The organism is Treponema sp., from assembly GCF_051883275.1.
In the GTDB taxonomy this organism is placed as follows: domain Bacteria; phylum Spirochaetota; class Spirochaetia; order Treponematales; family Treponemataceae; genus Treponema_D.
In genome coordinates this window covers 26,781-43,116 of record NZ_JBJETK010000037.1, presented here as the reverse complement: position 1 = coordinate 43,116, position 16,336 = coordinate 26,781, and the positions used below count along the sequence as shown (strand labels likewise).

Annotated in this window: 14 protein-coding genes; 6 read left to right on the top strand and 8 right to left on the bottom strand. The window is 43.4% G+C overall.

Features of this window, described 5'->3' with window-relative positions; genetic code table 11:
• Positions 1–14 precede the first annotated feature (14 nt).
• Positions 15–236 (bottom strand): DNA-directed RNA polymerase subunit omega, encoded by a 222-nt coding sequence (locus ACI4L0_RS05680; protein WP_439799200.1) that lies wholly within the window; start codon positions 234–236, stop codon positions 15–17.
• Positions 237–645: 409 nt separating this feature from the next.
• On the opposite strand from ACI4L0_RS05680, the gene ACI4L0_RS05675 reads away from it, so the two are divergent.
• Positions 646–1,221: a TetR/AcrR family transcriptional regulator gene (locus tag ACI4L0_RS05675; RefSeq protein ID WP_439799199.1), complete on the top strand. Its 576-nt coding sequence runs from the start codon at positions 646–648 to the stop codon at positions 1,219–1,221.
• Positions 1,222–1,391: 170 nt separating this feature from the next.
• The gene (locus tag ACI4L0_RS05670) at positions 1,392–2,492 is read left to right on the top strand and encodes a cation diffusion facilitator family transporter (protein ID WP_439799198.1); all 1,101 of its coding nucleotides are present in this window, start codon (positions 1,392–1,394) and stop codon (positions 2,490–2,492) included.
• Positions 2,493–2,801: 309 nt separating this feature from the next.
• Here the strand turns inward: ACI4L0_RS05670 and flgE are convergent, their stop codons facing one another.
• The 5 genes from flgE to ACI4L0_RS05645 form a co-directional block, all read right to left on the bottom strand.
• Positions 2,802–4,193: a flagellar hook protein FlgE gene (gene flgE / locus ACI4L0_RS05665; protein ID WP_439799197.1), complete on the bottom strand. Its 1,392-nt coding sequence runs from the start codon at positions 4,191–4,193 to the stop codon at positions 2,802–2,804.
• A 78-nt stretch (positions 4,194–4,271) separates the two neighbouring features.
• Positions 4,272–4,724, bottom strand: coding sequence for a flagellar hook assembly protein FlgD (flgD, locus tag ACI4L0_RS05660; protein ID WP_439799196.1), 453 nt, complete (start codon positions 4,722–4,724; stop codon positions 4,272–4,274).
• A gap of 86 nt (positions 4,725–4,810) precedes the next feature.
• A complete protein-coding gene (locus tag ACI4L0_RS05655) occupies positions 4,811–6,163 on the bottom strand; it encodes a flagellar hook-length control protein FliK (protein ID WP_439799195.1) in 1,353 nt (450 codons plus the stop codon).
• Positions 6,164–6,219: 56 nt separating this feature from the next.
• Positions 6,220–6,846, bottom strand: a complete 627-nt coding sequence (locus ACI4L0_RS05650) for a periplasmic-type flagellar collar protein FlbB (RefSeq protein ID WP_439799194.1) — start codon at positions 6,844–6,846, stop codon at positions 6,220–6,222.
• Between the two features lie 129 nt (positions 6,847–6,975).
• Complete coding sequence (locus ACI4L0_RS05645) at positions 6,976–8,265, bottom strand: hexokinase (RefSeq protein WP_439799193.1); 1,290 nt, start codon at positions 8,263–8,265, stop codon at positions 6,976–6,978.
• 302 nt (positions 8,266–8,567) lie between these two features.
• Here ACI4L0_RS05645 and ACI4L0_RS05640 point away from each other — a divergent pair, with 302 nt between their 5' ends.
• The 4 genes from ACI4L0_RS05640 (at position 8,568) to ACI4L0_RS05625 (ending at position 14,022) form a co-directional block, all read left to right on the top strand.
• Positions 8,568–10,388, top strand: coding sequence for a methyl-accepting chemotaxis protein (locus ACI4L0_RS05640; protein ID WP_439799192.1), 1,821 nt, complete (start codon positions 8,568–8,570; stop codon positions 10,386–10,388).
• 34 nt (positions 10,389–10,422) lie between these two features.
• Complete coding sequence (locus tag ACI4L0_RS05635; RefSeq protein WP_439799191.1) at positions 10,423–12,450, top strand: ATP-dependent helicase; 2,028 nt, start codon at positions 10,423–10,425, stop codon at positions 12,448–12,450.
• 177 nt (positions 12,451–12,627) lie between these two features.
• Positions 12,628–13,197: a hypothetical protein gene (locus tag ACI4L0_RS05630; RefSeq protein WP_439799190.1), complete on the top strand. Its 570-nt coding sequence runs from the start codon at positions 12,628–12,630 to the stop codon at positions 13,195–13,197.
• Between the two features lie 219 nt (positions 13,198–13,416).
• Positions 13,417–14,022, top strand: coding sequence for a helix-turn-helix domain-containing protein (locus ACI4L0_RS05625; RefSeq protein ID WP_439799189.1), 606 nt, complete (start codon positions 13,417–13,419; stop codon positions 14,020–14,022).
• A gap of 39 nt (positions 14,023–14,061) precedes the next feature.
• On the opposite strand, the gene ACI4L0_RS05620 is transcribed toward ACI4L0_RS05625, so the two are convergent.
• Positions 14,062–15,114 (bottom strand): hypothetical protein, encoded by a 1,053-nt coding sequence (locus ACI4L0_RS05620; RefSeq protein ID WP_439799188.1) that lies wholly within the window; start codon positions 15,112–15,114, stop codon positions 14,062–14,064.
• The gene (thiI, locus tag ACI4L0_RS05615) at positions 15,090–16,319 is read right to left on the bottom strand and encodes a tRNA uracil 4-sulfurtransferase ThiI (RefSeq protein ID WP_439799187.1); all 1,230 of its coding nucleotides are present in this window, start codon (positions 16,317–16,319) and stop codon (positions 15,090–15,092) included. Before thiI ends, ACI4L0_RS05620 begins: the two co-directional genes overlap by 25 nt.
• Positions 16,320–16,336 lie beyond the last annotated feature (17 nt).

The following is a 16,336-nucleotide window of genomic DNA, read 5'->3' as shown; positions in this document are numbered from 1 at the left end:
GCCAAAATCAAAAATTAATGAGATGGAGCCTCGATAGCATACTTGACATCGCCTGAAAAAAGCTGGCGCGCTGCAAGACTTACGACTTTGCCGTCGTTGTCCTCTACAAGTTCAGAAACAGCAGGATCCTGTATCATGGCAAGCTTTGCAAGCTGATAAGCACGGCGGCTCGCTGCAACAGTGATGGCATACATTCCGCCTTTAAATTTAGCAAGTTCTTCAAGTGGAAAAATCATCGTTTACCCCTTTATAAAAGAAATCCCGAAAAACTGAAGCTTTCGAGATAACTCTAAAAATGCGATATTTTCAGCCATTCATTACAACAGCTTAAAACTCGCAAAATCTCTAAAAAGTTTTATTACTATAGCACAAAACAAAGGCATAGTCAAACATGCAGCAAAAATGCCAAAGATTCCTCATAAAAAAAACATCTGGTTTTAATAAAGTAAAGCCGAATATTTATTCAAGTCCTGTAACAACTCCTGTAAACGCCGTTCCGCTTTTTTCACATCACAAGAATGCAAACGGAAAATATACGAAAATATATGAACGGAAATCGCAGTTTAACCGCCTGATGAATGAATGTTATTCATTGACAACTTTCTTTATTCTTAATACAATCCAATGAAAGCAAGGGAAGTCATTATGAGAACGGTAAAAGAACCAGATGTCCGTAAAAAGGAAATCCTAGATGGTGCAATCAGAGTGTTTGCCAGAAAAGGCTATGACAAGACTACCATCACGGATATTGCAAAAGAACTGAATATTTCCCAGGGATTGTGTTATCGATATTATTCATCGAAAGAAGAAATTTATGATGCTGCGTTAGAGAAGTATGCCAATCTAATCGTGCAGGAAAATCTGCGTAAAATAAGCTTTGATATACCCATAAGAGAACTGGTCGACAGCATCACAAGTCGTATGGAATATTTGACGGATGCCGAAAAGGAAGATCAGGGACTGTACAAGCTTTTTCACTCGGAGAACAGTCAAAGGATGCACGACGAACTTTTTCTAAAAGTTACAAAGAAGATTATTCCTTATGTGCAGGAGCATTTGCGAAAGGCAAAGGAAAACGGCGAAATCACAGTAGAAGATACGGACAGTGCCGCTATCATAGGAATATACGGCTGGGTCGGTATGTGTTTAACAAAAGGACTGACAGACGAAGAACGTATGGAAAAAACGCGTCTGGCCTGGTATAAGTTACTGGAACTGTAAAGACAAAAAAATGTGGAGCAGATACGCTCCATAAATTTTTCAATAATAAATGAATGAAATTCATTCAAGGAGATAAAAGATGAAGAAAAAAATTGATTTTTTAAATGATGACACGGGGAGTGCATTATTAAACACCAAAGGAAAAAACAAGGAGTAAAAGGGGTAAAAATATGCTGCCGATTATATTGAATTTATGTCTTGGAGTTTTCAAATATATATGCGGAAGCATCAGCGGTCTGGCTTCGATTTCTGCTGATGCGGCGAATAATCTGTCAGACGCAGTAACATCGCTGATGACGGTTTTGGGAGTAAAAGCTGCCTCCACGCTTGGCGGCACGCGTCATAAAAATGGTCACGGACGAATTGAATGGCTTGTCGGAATTGTCGTTTCAATCTCCATTATTCTGGTCGGCTGGGAATCCCTCCACGATTCTGTTTTTGCAATCAAGAACCCATCTGAGCCGAAATTTAATCTCTTTATTCTTTTGGTAATGGTAGTTTCTATCGGCATAAAGCTCTTTCTGTTTTTCTTTAACACAAAAAAGAGCAAAGAAAATAATTCATCCGCATATAAAGCGGCGGCCGCAGATTGTATCAGCGATGCAGTTTCCACAGCGGTTGTTACAGTTTCATTTCTAGTTGATTCCCTGATGCATCTGCATATTGACGGCTGGTGCGGATTACTCGTTTCGTTATTCATCATTCGTAACGGACTGAAATCATTTACAGAAATATCCCGGCGCGTTCTGGGCGAAGTGGCGGACGACTCCCTGTCGGAGCGGCTAAAAAGTTATGTCCTCGCATATGACAGGGAAATGATTGACGAAGTCGTTGATTTACAGTTACTGGATTATGGATATGAACGGTACGGTGCATTTTTGACTGTCAGGACAAAATGTAATGCAGACAAGGGAAGATTTTTATTGCTAATCGCAGATTTAAAAAGCGACATATACAAGGAATTTGGATACGTTGCAACCATCGAGCCGGAAGTTCCGGCAAGTCTTTCAGAGCAGAGCCGGATTAAGGATATTGTCTGCCGGAAAATAAAAGAAATAAATGAAAAACTGATTATTACTGACAGTACGCGCATCAATGAGGGTGCCCATAGATTGCAGGTTGTTCTATACATTGCGATTCCATTCAAGTATAGCAAGCAGGAAAGGAAGATTTATCAGGAGGCACAAAAAAAGCTGGAGGGGGAATCATTTTCATATACAATCAAATTAATAGTAGATAGAAGCCTTTATCCAAGAATATTCTTCGCATGATATAATCTGGTTTGCATCAGGAATTGCATATAGAAAATTTTACAATGTGACTTTATATGCACACAAACTACCGGAAGGGTTTTGCAATAAAACAAAATACGTCGTATAAAGTCATGCCAACGCTTAAAGCCTTGACTTCGCCGTTTTTAAAGCTTGAATTAAACTTTAAATAAAAGGCCGGACAAACGAGGGTTCATCTGTCCGGCAAGGTTGGGTTATGAATCAGAGTCTGTTCCAGAAAAATTCCGGAATCTCAATATTCAACTATGCTTCACCTCCAAAAAACTAAGCTTTCAGAGGTTTTCAAAATTAGCGCTTCAATCCAAGGACTGTTTCAAGCATGGAGTCCCCTGTCTGGATTGTCTTTGCATTCGACTCAAATCCGCGCTGTGTTACAATCATATCAGTAAGCTGCTCTGTAAGGTCAACATTCGACATTTCAAGAGCGCCGGAAATAAGAGTACCTTTTCCCTGGGTTCTGCTTTCTCCGATGTTCGCCATTCCTGAGTTTATGGATTCAACATAGGTGTTGTCGCCCTTCTTTTCCAGGCCGCCCTGGTTTGTAAAGCTCGCCATTGCAACCTGTCCGATTGTGCGCACAGAGCCGTTTGAATAAACTCCTGTAATAATGCCGGACTGGTCAATCCTGAAATTGTCAAGATATCCAAGCTTGTAGCCATCCTGAAAATTCGCCTTGGTTGTTGACTTTGAAGCCGCCTGGGTGATTGTATTTTCCATAGAGCCGATTGTGCCAAGGTTAAGATTGAAAGTATGGCGGTAAGGATTTCCGTCTGCATCCGCATTTGAATCAGCCACAGCATAAGACGCCTGAAGAACAATCTCGCCCTCAGGGTTTGACTGGTTCCCTGCGCTGTCAATAACAGACTGAAGCTTTCCTGTGTTGTCAAAATTCAATGTATAAGTATTCTCAACGCCATCTGTTGTTCCGAATCCGATTCTTGTCTGTGTAAATTCCGCATTGTCCGGGTCAACGTTCACTGTAACTGTCCACTGGTTGGGATTTCCCGGAACCTTTGAAAAATTCATCTGAACCTGATGGGGATTTCCGTATGTATCATAAATATCGATTTCAGTCTGCCATGTTCCTTCAATAACCTGATCCGCAGTAGGATTTTCAGGAATCTCCGGTGTGTTCTTGTTCAGGTTGCAGAAATAGCGCACATTTTCAGTTGCCTTAGGCGGATCCTTCTGGCCAACAGGAATCACAAGGTCAGTCGGAGTTGCTGAAGTCCTGACAATCTGGCGGCCATTCACATCTTCGGCCATCCATCCCTGGACACGCAGACCATTTGCAGGATTCACAAGAGTTCCATTTGAGTCCGTTCCAAAAACACCGGCGCGGGAATAGAAAGTTTCATCTCCGTTTTTCAAAACAAAAAATCCGTTTCCCTGGATTGCGATATCAGTTGTATTTCCCGTTGTCTGAAGATTTCCCTGTGTAAAAATAGTGTCGATTGTGGCAACGCTCATTCCAAGTCCGACTTCCTTGGGGTTCACGCCTCCGACTTCCTCTGTTGGACGCGCAGCTCCGTTAAGCTGCTGGCTTATCATGTCCTGAAAAGTTGCGCGGCCTTTTTTAAAGCCGTAAGTGTTCACATTGGAAATATTGTTTCCAATTACATCCATTCTTGTCTGGTGATTTTGCAGGCCCGAAACACCTGCATAAAGTGATCTCATCATAAATTTACCCTCTTATGATTTTTAGCGCGCCCGGCAATTAATTTTCCCAGGCACCTTATATGAGTTCCCCAACCGAACTCATTCTCCGTAAACTGCGGAGATTTGCTTCATATCGTAGTACATATTGTTAACGCGAATCTGAGGATTCTCGCCGTATGTTACAGCCTCAACCACGCCTGTTGTAGTTGTGCCGCCCAGGGAAATGTCCACAGTCTTTCCAATTGTGCTGACAGCCTGGGAAGAAACCAGCATTGAATTCATCTTGGCGAATTCCTGATTCATGTTTGTCATCTGCTCAAGCGAGCTGAACTGCGCCATCTGAGCGATAAATTCAGTATTTTCCATGGGAGAAGTAGGATCCTGGTTTGAAAGCTGCGTAATCAAAAGCTTTAGAAAATCATCCTTGCCCAAATCCCGCTGCACTTTTCTTCCTTCAATCGTAATCGATTTATTGAAAGAATCCACCTGCATATTAAGCTTTGCCATTTCCTGATCGCTAAGCCTTGTATTCAACTCACCTACTACCTGCATTTTTTCTCCCGTAAAAATAGTAAATCATATTCCCCGGAAAAGCCCCGGAAAAGCCCGCAACGCAAGCCAAGACAGCACTGCAAAAACTATGCAACCACACTGACCTTTCTGTCACTGTCCGTGCTGTAGCTTCCAACCTGCGGCGCAGAAGCTGAAATTTCAGCGGATGAAGCATACTCTCCGTAAACTTTGTTTGAAAAGAACTGTTCTCCGCTTTGCTGCCGTTCTCCCTGCGCAAATGAGCCGGAAGAAGTGTCGGCATAACTTAGACTTAAAGCTGCATTTTCAAATCCGCTGTTTTGAAAAGCCTGCCTTAAAGTTTCCATATTCTGTTTGAAAGCTTCAAAAGCTTCTTTGCTGTTTACGGTAATTTGCCCCGTAATAACATTATCGGAAAGATGAAGATTTATTTTAACATTTCCTAAATTTTCAGGCTTCAAAACCATGTTTATAGAGCCTGAATTATTGTCATGCAGAACTATGCTTCCTGCCCTGGCGAAATCCGGAGCATTGAACTGTATCTGCTGGGAAAGCATCTGCTGAAATGTAGAGCCTGTAGCGCCAGCTGTCTGTCCGTTTGTAGAAAGAATATCCTGCCGCGCATTTTCCGAAAGTGTAAGCGAAAGATTCAAACTGTTGTCCTGCTGCTGGTAGCCTGACTCCAGCTCAGACTTGAAATCCGCAATCTTCTGTTCCACAGTGCGCTCATCTGTCACTGTAAAAAGACCTTCAAACAATGAAGGAGCTTCCGCCGAAGAATTTTTTTCCTGCGTGCCGAGATTCATCTTAAAAAACCCGGGATTCTTGTTTTTGTCATCCGCGGAAAATGCAGTCTGCTCAGGCACGGACAAATTTTCAGCGGCGGCAATAATTTCCTGCGGAAGCTGAACGAAAGCGGCTTCCTGAACCTCAGGCTTTACAGATTCCGCCATGTCGTCAAGAAATTCCAGCGGAGATTCAACTGAAAGATTCTGAGCAGCCTGAAGCTCCTGTGCTTCCTCCGGAGGAAAAAAGGCAATCTGTGCTTGCTCAAAATTTATTCCGTCTGCAAAAAGCGCATTGTCATCCGAGCCAAGGAATTCCATATCCTCGTCAGAAACCTGCATTTGCAAAGCCATATCATAAAAAGAATTTTCATTGTCCGGGGAAAAGCTGAATGTATCTGGAGCCGCCGCTGTCAAAAATGAAAAGGCTGCCTCAGGCGGAAGCTCCGTGGAATATTTTTCGTCTTGAATTTCAAAATCAGTTTTCTGCGGCTTTACAGAGGATTTTTCTTCCACTTGCTTTACAGAAGGCTCTGCGCTTTCCTTTGCGGAAGCAGACGCCAGCATTTCCCTGAATGAAGAGCCGCTCCCCTGTGTTTTTTCAGCGGAAATTTTTTTCACAGAAACATCCTGTTCCTGCTTCGGATTTACAATCTGTAAGTTCAACGCCTGCATGGGCAACCTCCAAAGCTATAAACACCGTGAAGCCGCCCTGTTGCCAGGCATTGCTGTTAATTTATTGAAGCCGGCTTGTTTGCCATCTTGCGTGAAATTTCAGCAGCGCGCTCGCTTGGCATCAAGGAAAGCCAGTATGCGACTGTAGAAGCTTCTCCGGAAGCGGCGGCTATCTCGTCTGCGCGCCTGAGGACATCAATGACATCCTGGTCATCCATTTCAACAAGAATTTCAACCGCGCTTTTCGGCGGCATACCGTTCAAATTCGCAACAATCTGCTCGATGTTTACACTTCTATCATCGTACTTTTTCACTAAATTATTAAATGTTTTTTCGCGCTCTGACTGGGATTTTTCCTTGTCCTCCAGCTCCTGGGCAATCTGGGCATTCGCATTTTCACGCTCCGCCACTTCAGCTTCCCTTTTCGCAAGCTCCTGGGAACGGATATCAAGAGCCTCAAGTCTTTTTGCAAAACGGTCATTGTCAAGATCCGCCTCCACAAGCTCCTTCGAGGCCGAAACAGAAGTCTGGGGAGCAAGCCCCATAAGCTTGAACAGGGGCGCAAAAGTCCGCTTTGTCTGGATTATACCGAGATAGTCAAACCAAAGAAGCCCAAAAAGCACCATGACGACAATAAGAATAATGAGAAGTATTGATTTTCCTAAAACTTTAGCATTTGACATATAGCACTCCATGCAATTATCGGAATTTTCAGGAAAAAAAAGAAGAAAAAACGCATCCTGCAAAAACAAGAGCGTAAATTTCCCCTGCCGAATTTTTTTCAGAAGAAACGCAGGGGAAAATTCAAAGTCCTACAGAAGTCCGCCGATGGCAGTTCCCAGGGTTATATCATTTTCACGGCTGATGGCATCAAAGAAGAGTCCGCGCTCCTTGACCAAAAGCTCTTCAAGATATCCTATTACGCGCTGGCGAACCTTGTATGTCTTAAAGAAAGAAGTTCCATTGCAGAGTATGCAGACCGGGCGATCCGCAGTTTTTCCTTCTCCGCTTTTTATTACGCACGCTGACAAAATAGCTGCCGCAAGTCTCGCACTGCGCTCCACAAGAGCATCCAGAAGCTGGAAAAGAATATCGTAGTCATCGTCCTTTGCGGAACGTGCCATGATAGAGCCAAGCTTTGACTTTGTGGAATACGGAGCATGCAGGAAGGAATCCATTTCAATCTGTGTAAGAGAATCCAGAGACGAAAGCTCCTTTGAAAGCTTTTCAGAAAACAGATTTTCCTTTCCTGCGGCGGTTATAGCTTCAAATGAAAGAGGGCCCATGTATGCCCCGGAACAAAGCTTTTCCATTATGCCGGTGCCGGGCTTGGTGCTTTTTTTATCAAGGGCAATGTCGAAATCGCTTCTTGAAATCTTGTCGAATTTTCCTGACTCGCAGTTTATAATCTGGGTTTTCATATTCTTGTATTCAGGACTGGTCTTTTGTATATAGGCTGAATTCAAGCCCGTTCCAAGAATAAATCCAATGTATGAAGAATATCTCATTCCCTCATCCGGGTCAGCGGCGCCGGCGAGCAGAGCAGAAACAGTGTCATTGAGCATTGAAATGCGAAGGTCATTTTTCCAGCCGTGGGATTTCAGGGATTTTTCAAGTTCCTTGGCAATATGGCATCCTTCCACATCGGGAGCCTTTACTTCCTTTGAAAAATTGATAAGGACACCGTCGCCGTCTTCCTGCATTTCCACAGGGTACGAAAAGCAGAATCCTATGTTGGCAGACTTGTCCTTCAAGTGCTCAAGGTTCTGCGCAATCTGGTCAAAAAATTCCTTTTTGGAAAGCTCGCGCTCAATGCCCGGCATCGATGTTTTTTCCATAAAATCAATAGAAGGATTTCCATTCGAATCAAAAGTAACAAGGCATGACCGGAAATTTGTTCCGCCGGCATCAATCACGATAACACTCTTTCCTGCCGCAGTTGTTGTAGGAAGAGTCTTGTAATTTTTTATCATGTCCTCACCGGAAGGACGTCCACACAAGCCTTCATGCATATCAAAAAGCATGGCTTCAATAACAGGATTCATGTCCTGATGAATATTGAAATTATGCCTGCCCAAAAAAGCAGCGACCTTCTGGTTCATAACGAACTCCTTTTATGTTAAAATAATACGCCAAAAAACGGCTCATTTAGTATATCACAGAAAACAAAGGATTGTGAACCTCTAAAAACTCATTTTCAAAGACTTTTTGAAACTTCCTGCGAGCTTCACCTGCTGCAACGGCACGGCTTAAAGCACCGTATTTTCAAAGACCGGCTATTATCAGACAGATTTCTATGTTCAAAAATAGAATTATAATTTATAATAGGGCGCGAGGTTTCCCTGAAAGAGATTTTCCGGAAACCGAAGAATTTTTACTTTCAGTGTTTCCACAGGAGTTTTTTATGAAATTCATCCATTCATACAAATTCAGATTCGTTATATTCATATCATTTTTTATCATCCTTATTTCAAGCATAGTTATGTTCCTTACAGTGCAAAACATAAAGTCAACTGCGCTTTCAGTTTTCGCATCGCAGGGAGAAGATGTAATAAAGAGAACCGCATACAAAATAGACGCGGATCTTTTTTCTGAGGTGGCGGAATCTCTGGATGAAAACCATCCGTACTATAAGGAGCTGTTTCAGGAGCTGAGGTTAATCAAATCGCAGACACAGTGCAAATTCCTGTACACAATGGTTCCAAAAGGCGGAAACAATTTTATGTACATTGTGGACGGAAGCACGCTGCCCAGCGACACGGAAAATTTTTCTCCGCTTGGAACTGTGGAGGATTTAAGCAGCTACGGAGAATATCCAAAGCTTGTAATGGAAACAAAGGAGATTGTTGTTTCCAAATTCCAGAAGCAGGAAGGATGGGGCTGGATGATAACCGCCTATGCTCCGATTATCAAGGACAATGAGGCAATAGGATTTGTGGCATGTGATTTTGAAGCGCAGAAAATCATCAGGATTGTAAGGCGAAGCGAATTCGCAATGGTGTTCAGCAGCCTGGGGCTTTTCATTGTCTTTATACTGCTGCTTTATATCTGGATTTCAAAATTCTTCAAGAAGCTCGGCTCGGTTTCATATAGAATGAACATGATAGCCACGGGAGAGCAGGATCTTACTGCGCGCATAAATGAAAAGGGCGACAACGAGCTAACTGAAATTTCCAGGGCATGCAACAGAATCATAGAAAACCTTCAGAAAATGATTGCAACTGAAAAAGTTTCTGTTTCAAGGCTGAGCGGAAATTCAAACATGCTTCTGACACAGACAAAAGAAACTTCAAGCCTTATACAGGCGGCAAACTCATCAATCCAGGATATTTTCTCCAGGGCAAAAAAACAGACCGACATGACCATGGAAGCCACAGGCACAATAGAAAATGTAGTGGAGGAAGTTCTTCAGCTGAATGAAAAAGCCCAGAACCAGATGGAAGCGATTCAGAATTCATCCGATGCGGTTGTGCAGATAACAAAGAACATCGCCGACATAAACATCAAAATCACAGGAATCAACACTGAATATGAAAACATCGTAAAAAAATCACAGGAAGAAAAAAAATGCCAGACCGAAGTTTCAGAGAAAATCGGCAACATACAGGAGCTTGCCAAAAAGCTCTTTGAGGCAAACCGTGTCATTTCTGAAATTTCTGCAAGGACAAATCTTCTAGCAATGAACGCAGCCATTGAAGCCGCCCACGCCGGAGAGTCAGGCAAAGGATTCAGCGTTGTCGCAAACGAAATCAGAACTCTGGCAACAAATTCCGCGGTGCAGACAACATCAATAAAGGATCTTGTTGAAAACATCGAGCAGGCGGTAAACGCAATGGTTCAGGTTTCTTCGAATTCATCAAAGTCATTCGACGAGCTTGAGGCGAATATAAAAAGCATGAACACATCAATTCAAACCGTCTGCGAAAAAATCAACGAGCAGAATTCAGAGTCAGGCAAAATAAGCAGCATGATGGAAATTCTGAAGGAAGCCTCCGAGGCGATTTCACTTTCATCAAGCCAGCTGAAAACACGGAATTCAATTCTTGAGGAGCAGATTGCAATTCTCCAGGAAAAAGCCAACGAGATTCTAAAAAGCTCAAGCACAGCTTCGGAAAACCTTGAGCAGATGAAAGTGTTCGCTGAAAAAGTCAGCAGCAGTTCAGAAGAAAATCTTTCGCTTTCTGATTCTGTAAAGAAAATCGTGGACAGCTACAAGACAGAATAATCTCCGTCATTTTGTCCCAAAAAAGGAAAAAAATATGTCTCTTGAAAACGACCTCAAAAGCAAGCTTAATCCTGAGCAGTACAAAGCTGTTTCTACAATAGAAGGTCCTATTCTTATAATCGCCGGAGCAGGCTCGGGAAAAACCCGCGTAATCACCTACAGAATAGCCAATATGCTCGAAAAGGGAATTCCGCAAAGCCAGATTCTTGCGCTTACATTCACAAACAAGGCCGCAAAGGAAATGGAAGAGCGCATAAAGGAGCTTACCGGAAAAAAACTCAACAATCTCACTGTAAGCACTTTCCATGCATTCGGAGTGCGAATACTCCGGCAGGAAATAACAAGGCTCGGCTACCGTGAAAATTTTTCAATCTATGATGAAACCGACAAAAAGGCTCTTATCAAGGAATGTGGAAGGGAGCTTCACTTCACGGCGGATGCAATGGATCTTTACAAAATCAGCGCGCTGTTCAGTGACATAAAGACAGGCCGGAAAACATGGAATTCTGAAAGCGATATGTACAGAGCACTTTACGAGGAATATCTTTCAGGGCTGAAGCTTTTTAATTCAGTTGACTTTGACGATTTGATTGTGCTTCCCATAAAACTGTTCAGGGAATATCCTGAAGTTCTTGAGTCATACAAGAACAGATTCAGATATATAATGGTTGATGAATTCCAGGACACAAGCCATCAGCAGTACGAAATGATGCATCTTCTTGCCGGAAGAAACATTGCCGTTGTGGGCGATGACGACCAGAGCATCTACAGCTGGAGAGGAGCGGACTTTCAGAATATAATCAACTTTGAAAAGGATTTTCCGGATGTAACAGAAATCCGCCTTGAGCAAAACTACCGCTCCACAGGAACTATTCTGGCAGCGGCAAACGGAGTCATAAAGCATAATACAAACAGAAAGGACAAGGAGCTTTGGAGCGGAAACGGCAGCGGCAAACCGATTGAGCTTTATTCGCCTGAAAATGAAGCGGCCGAGGCGGATTTTATCGCAGAGGGAATTCTTGGAATCAGCGCGGACGAAAAAAGAAACTACGATGACTTTGGCGTTTTAATCCGCGCGAACACACAGAGCCGAGCAATCGAAGAAGCGTTTCTTGAAAACAACATCCCCTACACTGTCAGCGGCGGCACAAGTTTTTTTGAGCGCAAGGAAATAAAAGACATCATCAGCTATCTCAGGCTAATCGCGAATCATGATGATGACATAAATCTTCTGCGCATCATAAATACACCGCGTCGCGGACTCGGAAAGGCGGCAATCGAAACAATAAGCGGCGTTGCAACCAGAATGAATTTTTCGCTCTGGGAATCGGCAAAGGCAATTCTCGGCGCACCTGAAAACGAGTGTCCCCTGATGGAAAAGACAAAGGGCGACCTTGAGTCATTTATCAATATAATCGAAAACGCAAAGAGCATGCTTTCCGGAAAAGGCCTTGCAAAAAAAGTGCGCGCTCTGGTAGAAGAAATCAACTATTTTGACTATCTCATCAGCGAAAATCCCAAGAGTGAAAAAGCCGCACGCTTCAAATACATGAACATCGAAAGCCTTATAAAAAGCATGGAGCAATGGGAAAACAATCCGAACTACGAAGACACAAGCCTGTACGCATACCTGAACAGAATCACTTTAATTTCACGGGACAACATGGACGATGAGCAGGACAAAGGAAAAGTGAACCTCATGACAATCCATGCCAGCAAGGGGCTTGAGTTTCCCGTGGTTTTCATTGCCGGCGCGGAAGAAGGACTTATGCCGCACTCCCATGCGCTTGAAGACGGCGGAGATGCCGCTGTGGAAGAAGAGCGAAGGCTTTTCTACGTCGCAGTGACCAGAGCGCAGGACAGACTCCTGATTTCATCGTGCAGCCACAGAAGAAAAATGTCAGCCACAATCGAGTGCGAGCCAAGCCGCTTTCTTGACGAAATTCCCAAAAACCTGGTGGAATACCACAAGCCATCAAAGGAAGTAGACTCTGAAACCGCCCACGAACTTTTGCAGAACATGCTGAAAAACATGGCAAAGCCAAGAGTTCCCAAAATTTAAATTTTGTCATACGATGCTACAGCATTTTATGATTGAAGAAAATCAGGTTCTGATAAAGCTCCTCTGGAGAATTTGAAGGCAAAGAGTTTTTTGCAAATATCCGGGGGGGGGGAATGAATTTTTCAAGATTCACCTATCATATTTGCAAACACAAAGCTCTTATGGTACAATACAGGCATGAAAACAAATTCCCTAAAAAAACTATTTTTATATTCTGCGCTGCTTTCTGCAGTGATGCTGTTTTTTTCATGCGCAAGCTCACCCAAGAGTTCTGAATTTCTCAAGGTTGAAGACAGGCAGACACCGCCGCCGCTTTTGACCCAGCTTCCTGTTATCGAATATTCCGGAATTGGAATTAAATATGAAGTTGAGTCTATGCTCCTTCATCATTTTCTTGTAGTGCAGGACAAGGATGCAAGCGGACAGTTTGCGGCGCGCCTTCTTGATGAAGCTGCAACAGCAAAACTGAAAGTGAAATTTCCAGCAGGCACGTATGAATGTCTTTTGAAGGAAAAAGCAACGGACACAGAGCACAGCGCATTTTATGTTTACATAGACAATACGCCGTACCGTGTATATCCAAGCAATCCGCCGCTTGGAACATGGGAGCTTACAACAAGAGCGCCGATTTATTTTACAATCGACGAGCCGCGCACAATACTTATAACAATTCAGGCTAATTCAGAGCATAAGACAGGAGATGTAGGAATGAATCTGGATTTTATACAGTTTGTAAAACGACAGTGATTTTCCTGTAAAGAAAATTTTTAAAACTTCAGTTTTTCAGACTTCCCCAAAACAGGCTGCCTTTTTTTAGGGCAGTCAGTATTCTACGCTCCGTCGGTTTTTATTTTTCTTTTCTGATGTTATATTTTCAATGATAAATGTACATTCCCAGTTCATTGTGAATGTGCTAAATCACAAAATAAAATCTGCAATTTTAAATTGCTGTTACGGAGAAGAAAAATGACACCGGAAGATACTGGAAAAATTATCAGACAGCTGAGAACAGAAAAAAATCTTACGCAGAAGGAATTCGCGGACATGATTTTTGTGAGCGACAAAGCTGTGTCAAAATGGGAGCGCGGAGAAGGAACGCCTGACATAACATCAGTTTCAAGAATCTCAGAAATCTTGGGAATTCCGGCTGAAACACTGCTTTCAGGAAAAATAAAAACAACAGAAATTTCAGGAGCAAACATAAGGAACACAAGGTTCTTTATCTGCCCGAGCTGCAAAAATGTAGTTATCCAAACAGGCGATGCAAAAATTTCCTGCTGCGGAAAAACGCTCACTGCGCTGAAAAAAATTCCTGCCGCAGAAGCAGACAAGGAGCATTTGCCGCATCTCACAGAAGACGAAGATGAAATCTGCCTTGCATCCGGACATTCCATGACAAAGGAAAATCACCTAGCCTTTGCGGCGGCCTTGTCAGACTCAACACTGCACATTCAGCGGCTTTATCCGGAGCAGGAAGCGTTTTCGCGCATAAAGAAAATAAACGGCGGACACAAAATGCGCATCATGGCCGGCTGCACCTGCGGGCTTGCAGTGGAAATAGAAACCGAGTAAAAACTTTTTTAGCCCGCCTGAATTTTACCGGCGGGATTTTTACTTTCCCAAATCCAACATTCTTCTGTTCCAGTCCTTAGGGGGATCTTCGATTATGCTCCAGTCAAAGTCAAGAATTCCATGCGGAGGAAAAAGCGGCTGCGGCTCAGGAGGATGTTTCTTTGAATCTTCAGCAAGAATTTCTTCAAGAGATTTTCCCTTTTCAAGTGTAAGATACGGTTCTCCAAGCGCACATATTGTCGCAGAACTGAACGCCTGAAAAACAGAGCCAGAACTTTCGCTTCCAGGCTGCATAGATTCAGGGGCGGAATTCAGAGTGAGCGATTCATCAAAGGAATCAAGTTTTGCCACATTCCGAATTTTAGTTCTCTTTCCCGTGACACAAGTAAATGTAGAGCCTGCAACAAAAAGATGCCTCGGAACCCAGCACTGCTCTTCACCGTCATAAAAAAAAGCCTTTGCGCCGCTGTCATATTCCATGTCAGTTTTCCAGTAGCGTATTTTATAGGCCGCTGAATCCGAAACATAATACGACACAAGCTCCCTGCTTGAAACAGGAGGACTGACTGTAAAGCCCGAAACATTCCCGAAATCCTGCCAAAATCCGGACACCGCATTTTCACCGTCATCAGAAAAATCCGGGCGTTTCAATTTCACCAAAAAGCGCAGATAAAGTTTTTCATCGATAACCGCAACAGGAATAATAACAGGCTCTTTTTCACCGGGATATAAAACTTCAAGATTCCATGCGCCGCAAGAATTTTCATTTCCGGAAAAAACGGAATCCGCAATCGGAACATAGCGGACACTTATCTCCTGCGCCCTGCGAGCCGTGGTATTATTCAAGTCACGCGGATTGCTTTCAGAATAAAGGCTGCTTTCCGCCTCGCGGTCATCGTACCATGCATAAAAAGCCCTCAGAACAATGTGGGGAACAGCTCCGCCTTTTGCAGAAACATAACCTGAATCAAAGACAACATAGCGCGAAGAATTTTTCCATACGCCTTTCAAAAGTTCCGGCACATCCTGCGAAAAACATCGCAGCGAGAAAGCTATAAAAATAAAAGTCAGCAGTTTTCTTTTGCAGCCCATTTTTCTCCGACAACATCCCTTATTGAGTATCGGAAAATTTTCCGCTCATCAAAAGCCTTTTGAACAAGAGAATCAATTTCCATGGAAGCATATATTTCAGCTGAATCAGACACGGAAGCACGCAGAACCGGATGCTTCGGGCTAAAAAGCACGCAGCAGTCTTCATAAGGAAGTATCGAAGTTTCATAGGTTCCTATGAAATTCGCCGTGTCCATAATTTCTTCCTTATCAAGCCCGACCAGAGGACGAAGCAAAGGCTTTTCTGCAAAGCTTTCTGTGACAGCAAGATTTTCAATAGTCTGGCTGGCAACCTGGCCAAGGCTTTCGCCGGTGATTATGCAGTCGGCGTTTATGCGCTCAGCAAGCATATTGGCGGCCTTCATCATGCAAAGGCGCAGCATCAATGTTGAATAAGCTTCGGGCGCTTTCTGCTTTATTCTCATCTGGACTTCTGTAAATGAAATCACATTTAAATGAGTGTCAACTCCGTACTGTGAGATAATCTGCGCAAGTGTCTGGACTTTTTGCTGAGCCTCTTCTGATGTGTAAGGATATGAATGAAAATAGACACACTCAACTTTCATTCCGCGCCGCATCATTCTATAGCCTGCAACAGGACTGTCAATTCCGCCTGAAAGAAGCAAAAGCCCCTTGCCGCTCACACCGACAGGAAGCCCTCTGCATGTTTTTTTCTGGGAGCAATACACATAGCATTTTTCGCGGACTTCAATGCTGATACAGACATCCGGCTTATGAACATCAACTGCGAGAGTTCCATCATCAAAAAGAACACCGGCAGTTTCAGCGGCAATCTGATACGAATTGAGCGGAAAGCTTTTGTCTTCACGGCGGGCATCGATTTTAAAAGTACGGGCGCCGTTTTCCTTTGCCGCTTCGCCTTCCCTTCTCACAGCCTGCCTTATAGCCTCGATATTTTTTTCCACAGCCTGAACTTTTGCCCAGCCTGTAATTCCAATCAAATGGTCAAGCGCATACTCCACAGCGCCGCAGGAATTTTTTGCGCAGTGCACATAAAGCCGCCCGGACTGCAATCTGGCTTTTGCATCTACAGTTTCCAGAGCAAGTCGGATATTGCACAGCAGCTGATTTTCAAACACCTTGATGTTTCCGCCCTTGAGTGTAAGCTCTCCAAGTTTTCCAAGGTATGTTTCCGTGTAAAAATCAGTATCAATTTCAGTTTTCATACAGCAAGACTTCTTAT

Excerpts from the sequence above, each read along its gene's own strand:
- ACI4L0_RS05680 (WP_439799200.1), bottom strand. The coding sequence starts at position 236 with ATGATTTTTCCACTTGAAGAACTTGCTAAATTTAAAGGCGGAATGTAT.
- ACI4L0_RS05675 (WP_439799199.1), top strand. The coding sequence starts at position 646 with ATGAGAACGGTAAAAGAACCAGATGTCCGTAAAAAGGAAATCCTAGAT.
- ACI4L0_RS05670 (WP_439799198.1), top strand. The coding sequence starts at position 1,392 with ATGCTGCCGATTATATTGAATTTATGTCTTGGAGTTTTCAAATATATA.
- flgE (WP_439799197.1), bottom strand. The coding sequence starts at position 4,193 with ATGATGAGATCACTTTATGCAGGTGTTTCGGGCCTGCAAAATCACCAG.
- flgD (WP_439799196.1), bottom strand. The coding sequence starts at position 4,724 with ATGCAGGTAGTAGGTGAGTTGAATACAAGGCTTAGCGATCAGGAAATG.
- ACI4L0_RS05655 (WP_439799195.1), bottom strand. The coding sequence starts at position 6,163 with ATGCAGGCGTTGAACTTACAGATTGTAAATCCGAAGCAGGAACAGGAT.
- ACI4L0_RS05650 (WP_439799194.1), bottom strand. The coding sequence starts at position 6,846 with ATGTCAAATGCTAAAGTTTTAGGAAAATCAATACTTCTCATTATTCTT.
- ACI4L0_RS05645 (WP_439799193.1), bottom strand. The coding sequence starts at position 8,265 with ATGAACCAGAAGGTCGCTGCTTTTTTGGGCAGGCATAATTTCAATATT.
- ACI4L0_RS05640 (WP_439799192.1), top strand. The coding sequence starts at position 8,568 with ATGAAATTCATCCATTCATACAAATTCAGATTCGTTATATTCATATCA.
- ACI4L0_RS05635 (WP_439799191.1), top strand. The coding sequence starts at position 10,423 with ATGTCTCTTGAAAACGACCTCAAAAGCAAGCTTAATCCTGAGCAGTAC.
- ACI4L0_RS05630 (WP_439799190.1), top strand. The coding sequence starts at position 12,628 with ATGAAAACAAATTCCCTAAAAAAACTATTTTTATATTCTGCGCTGCTT.
- ACI4L0_RS05625 (WP_439799189.1), top strand. The coding sequence starts at position 13,417 with ATGACACCGGAAGATACTGGAAAAATTATCAGACAGCTGAGAACAGAA.
- ACI4L0_RS05620 (WP_439799188.1), bottom strand. The coding sequence starts at position 15,114 with ATGGGCTGCAAAAGAAAACTGCTGACTTTTATTTTTATAGCTTTCTCG.
- thiI (WP_439799187.1), bottom strand. The coding sequence starts at position 16,319 with ATGAAAACTGAAATTGATACTGATTTTTACACGGAAACATACCTTGGA.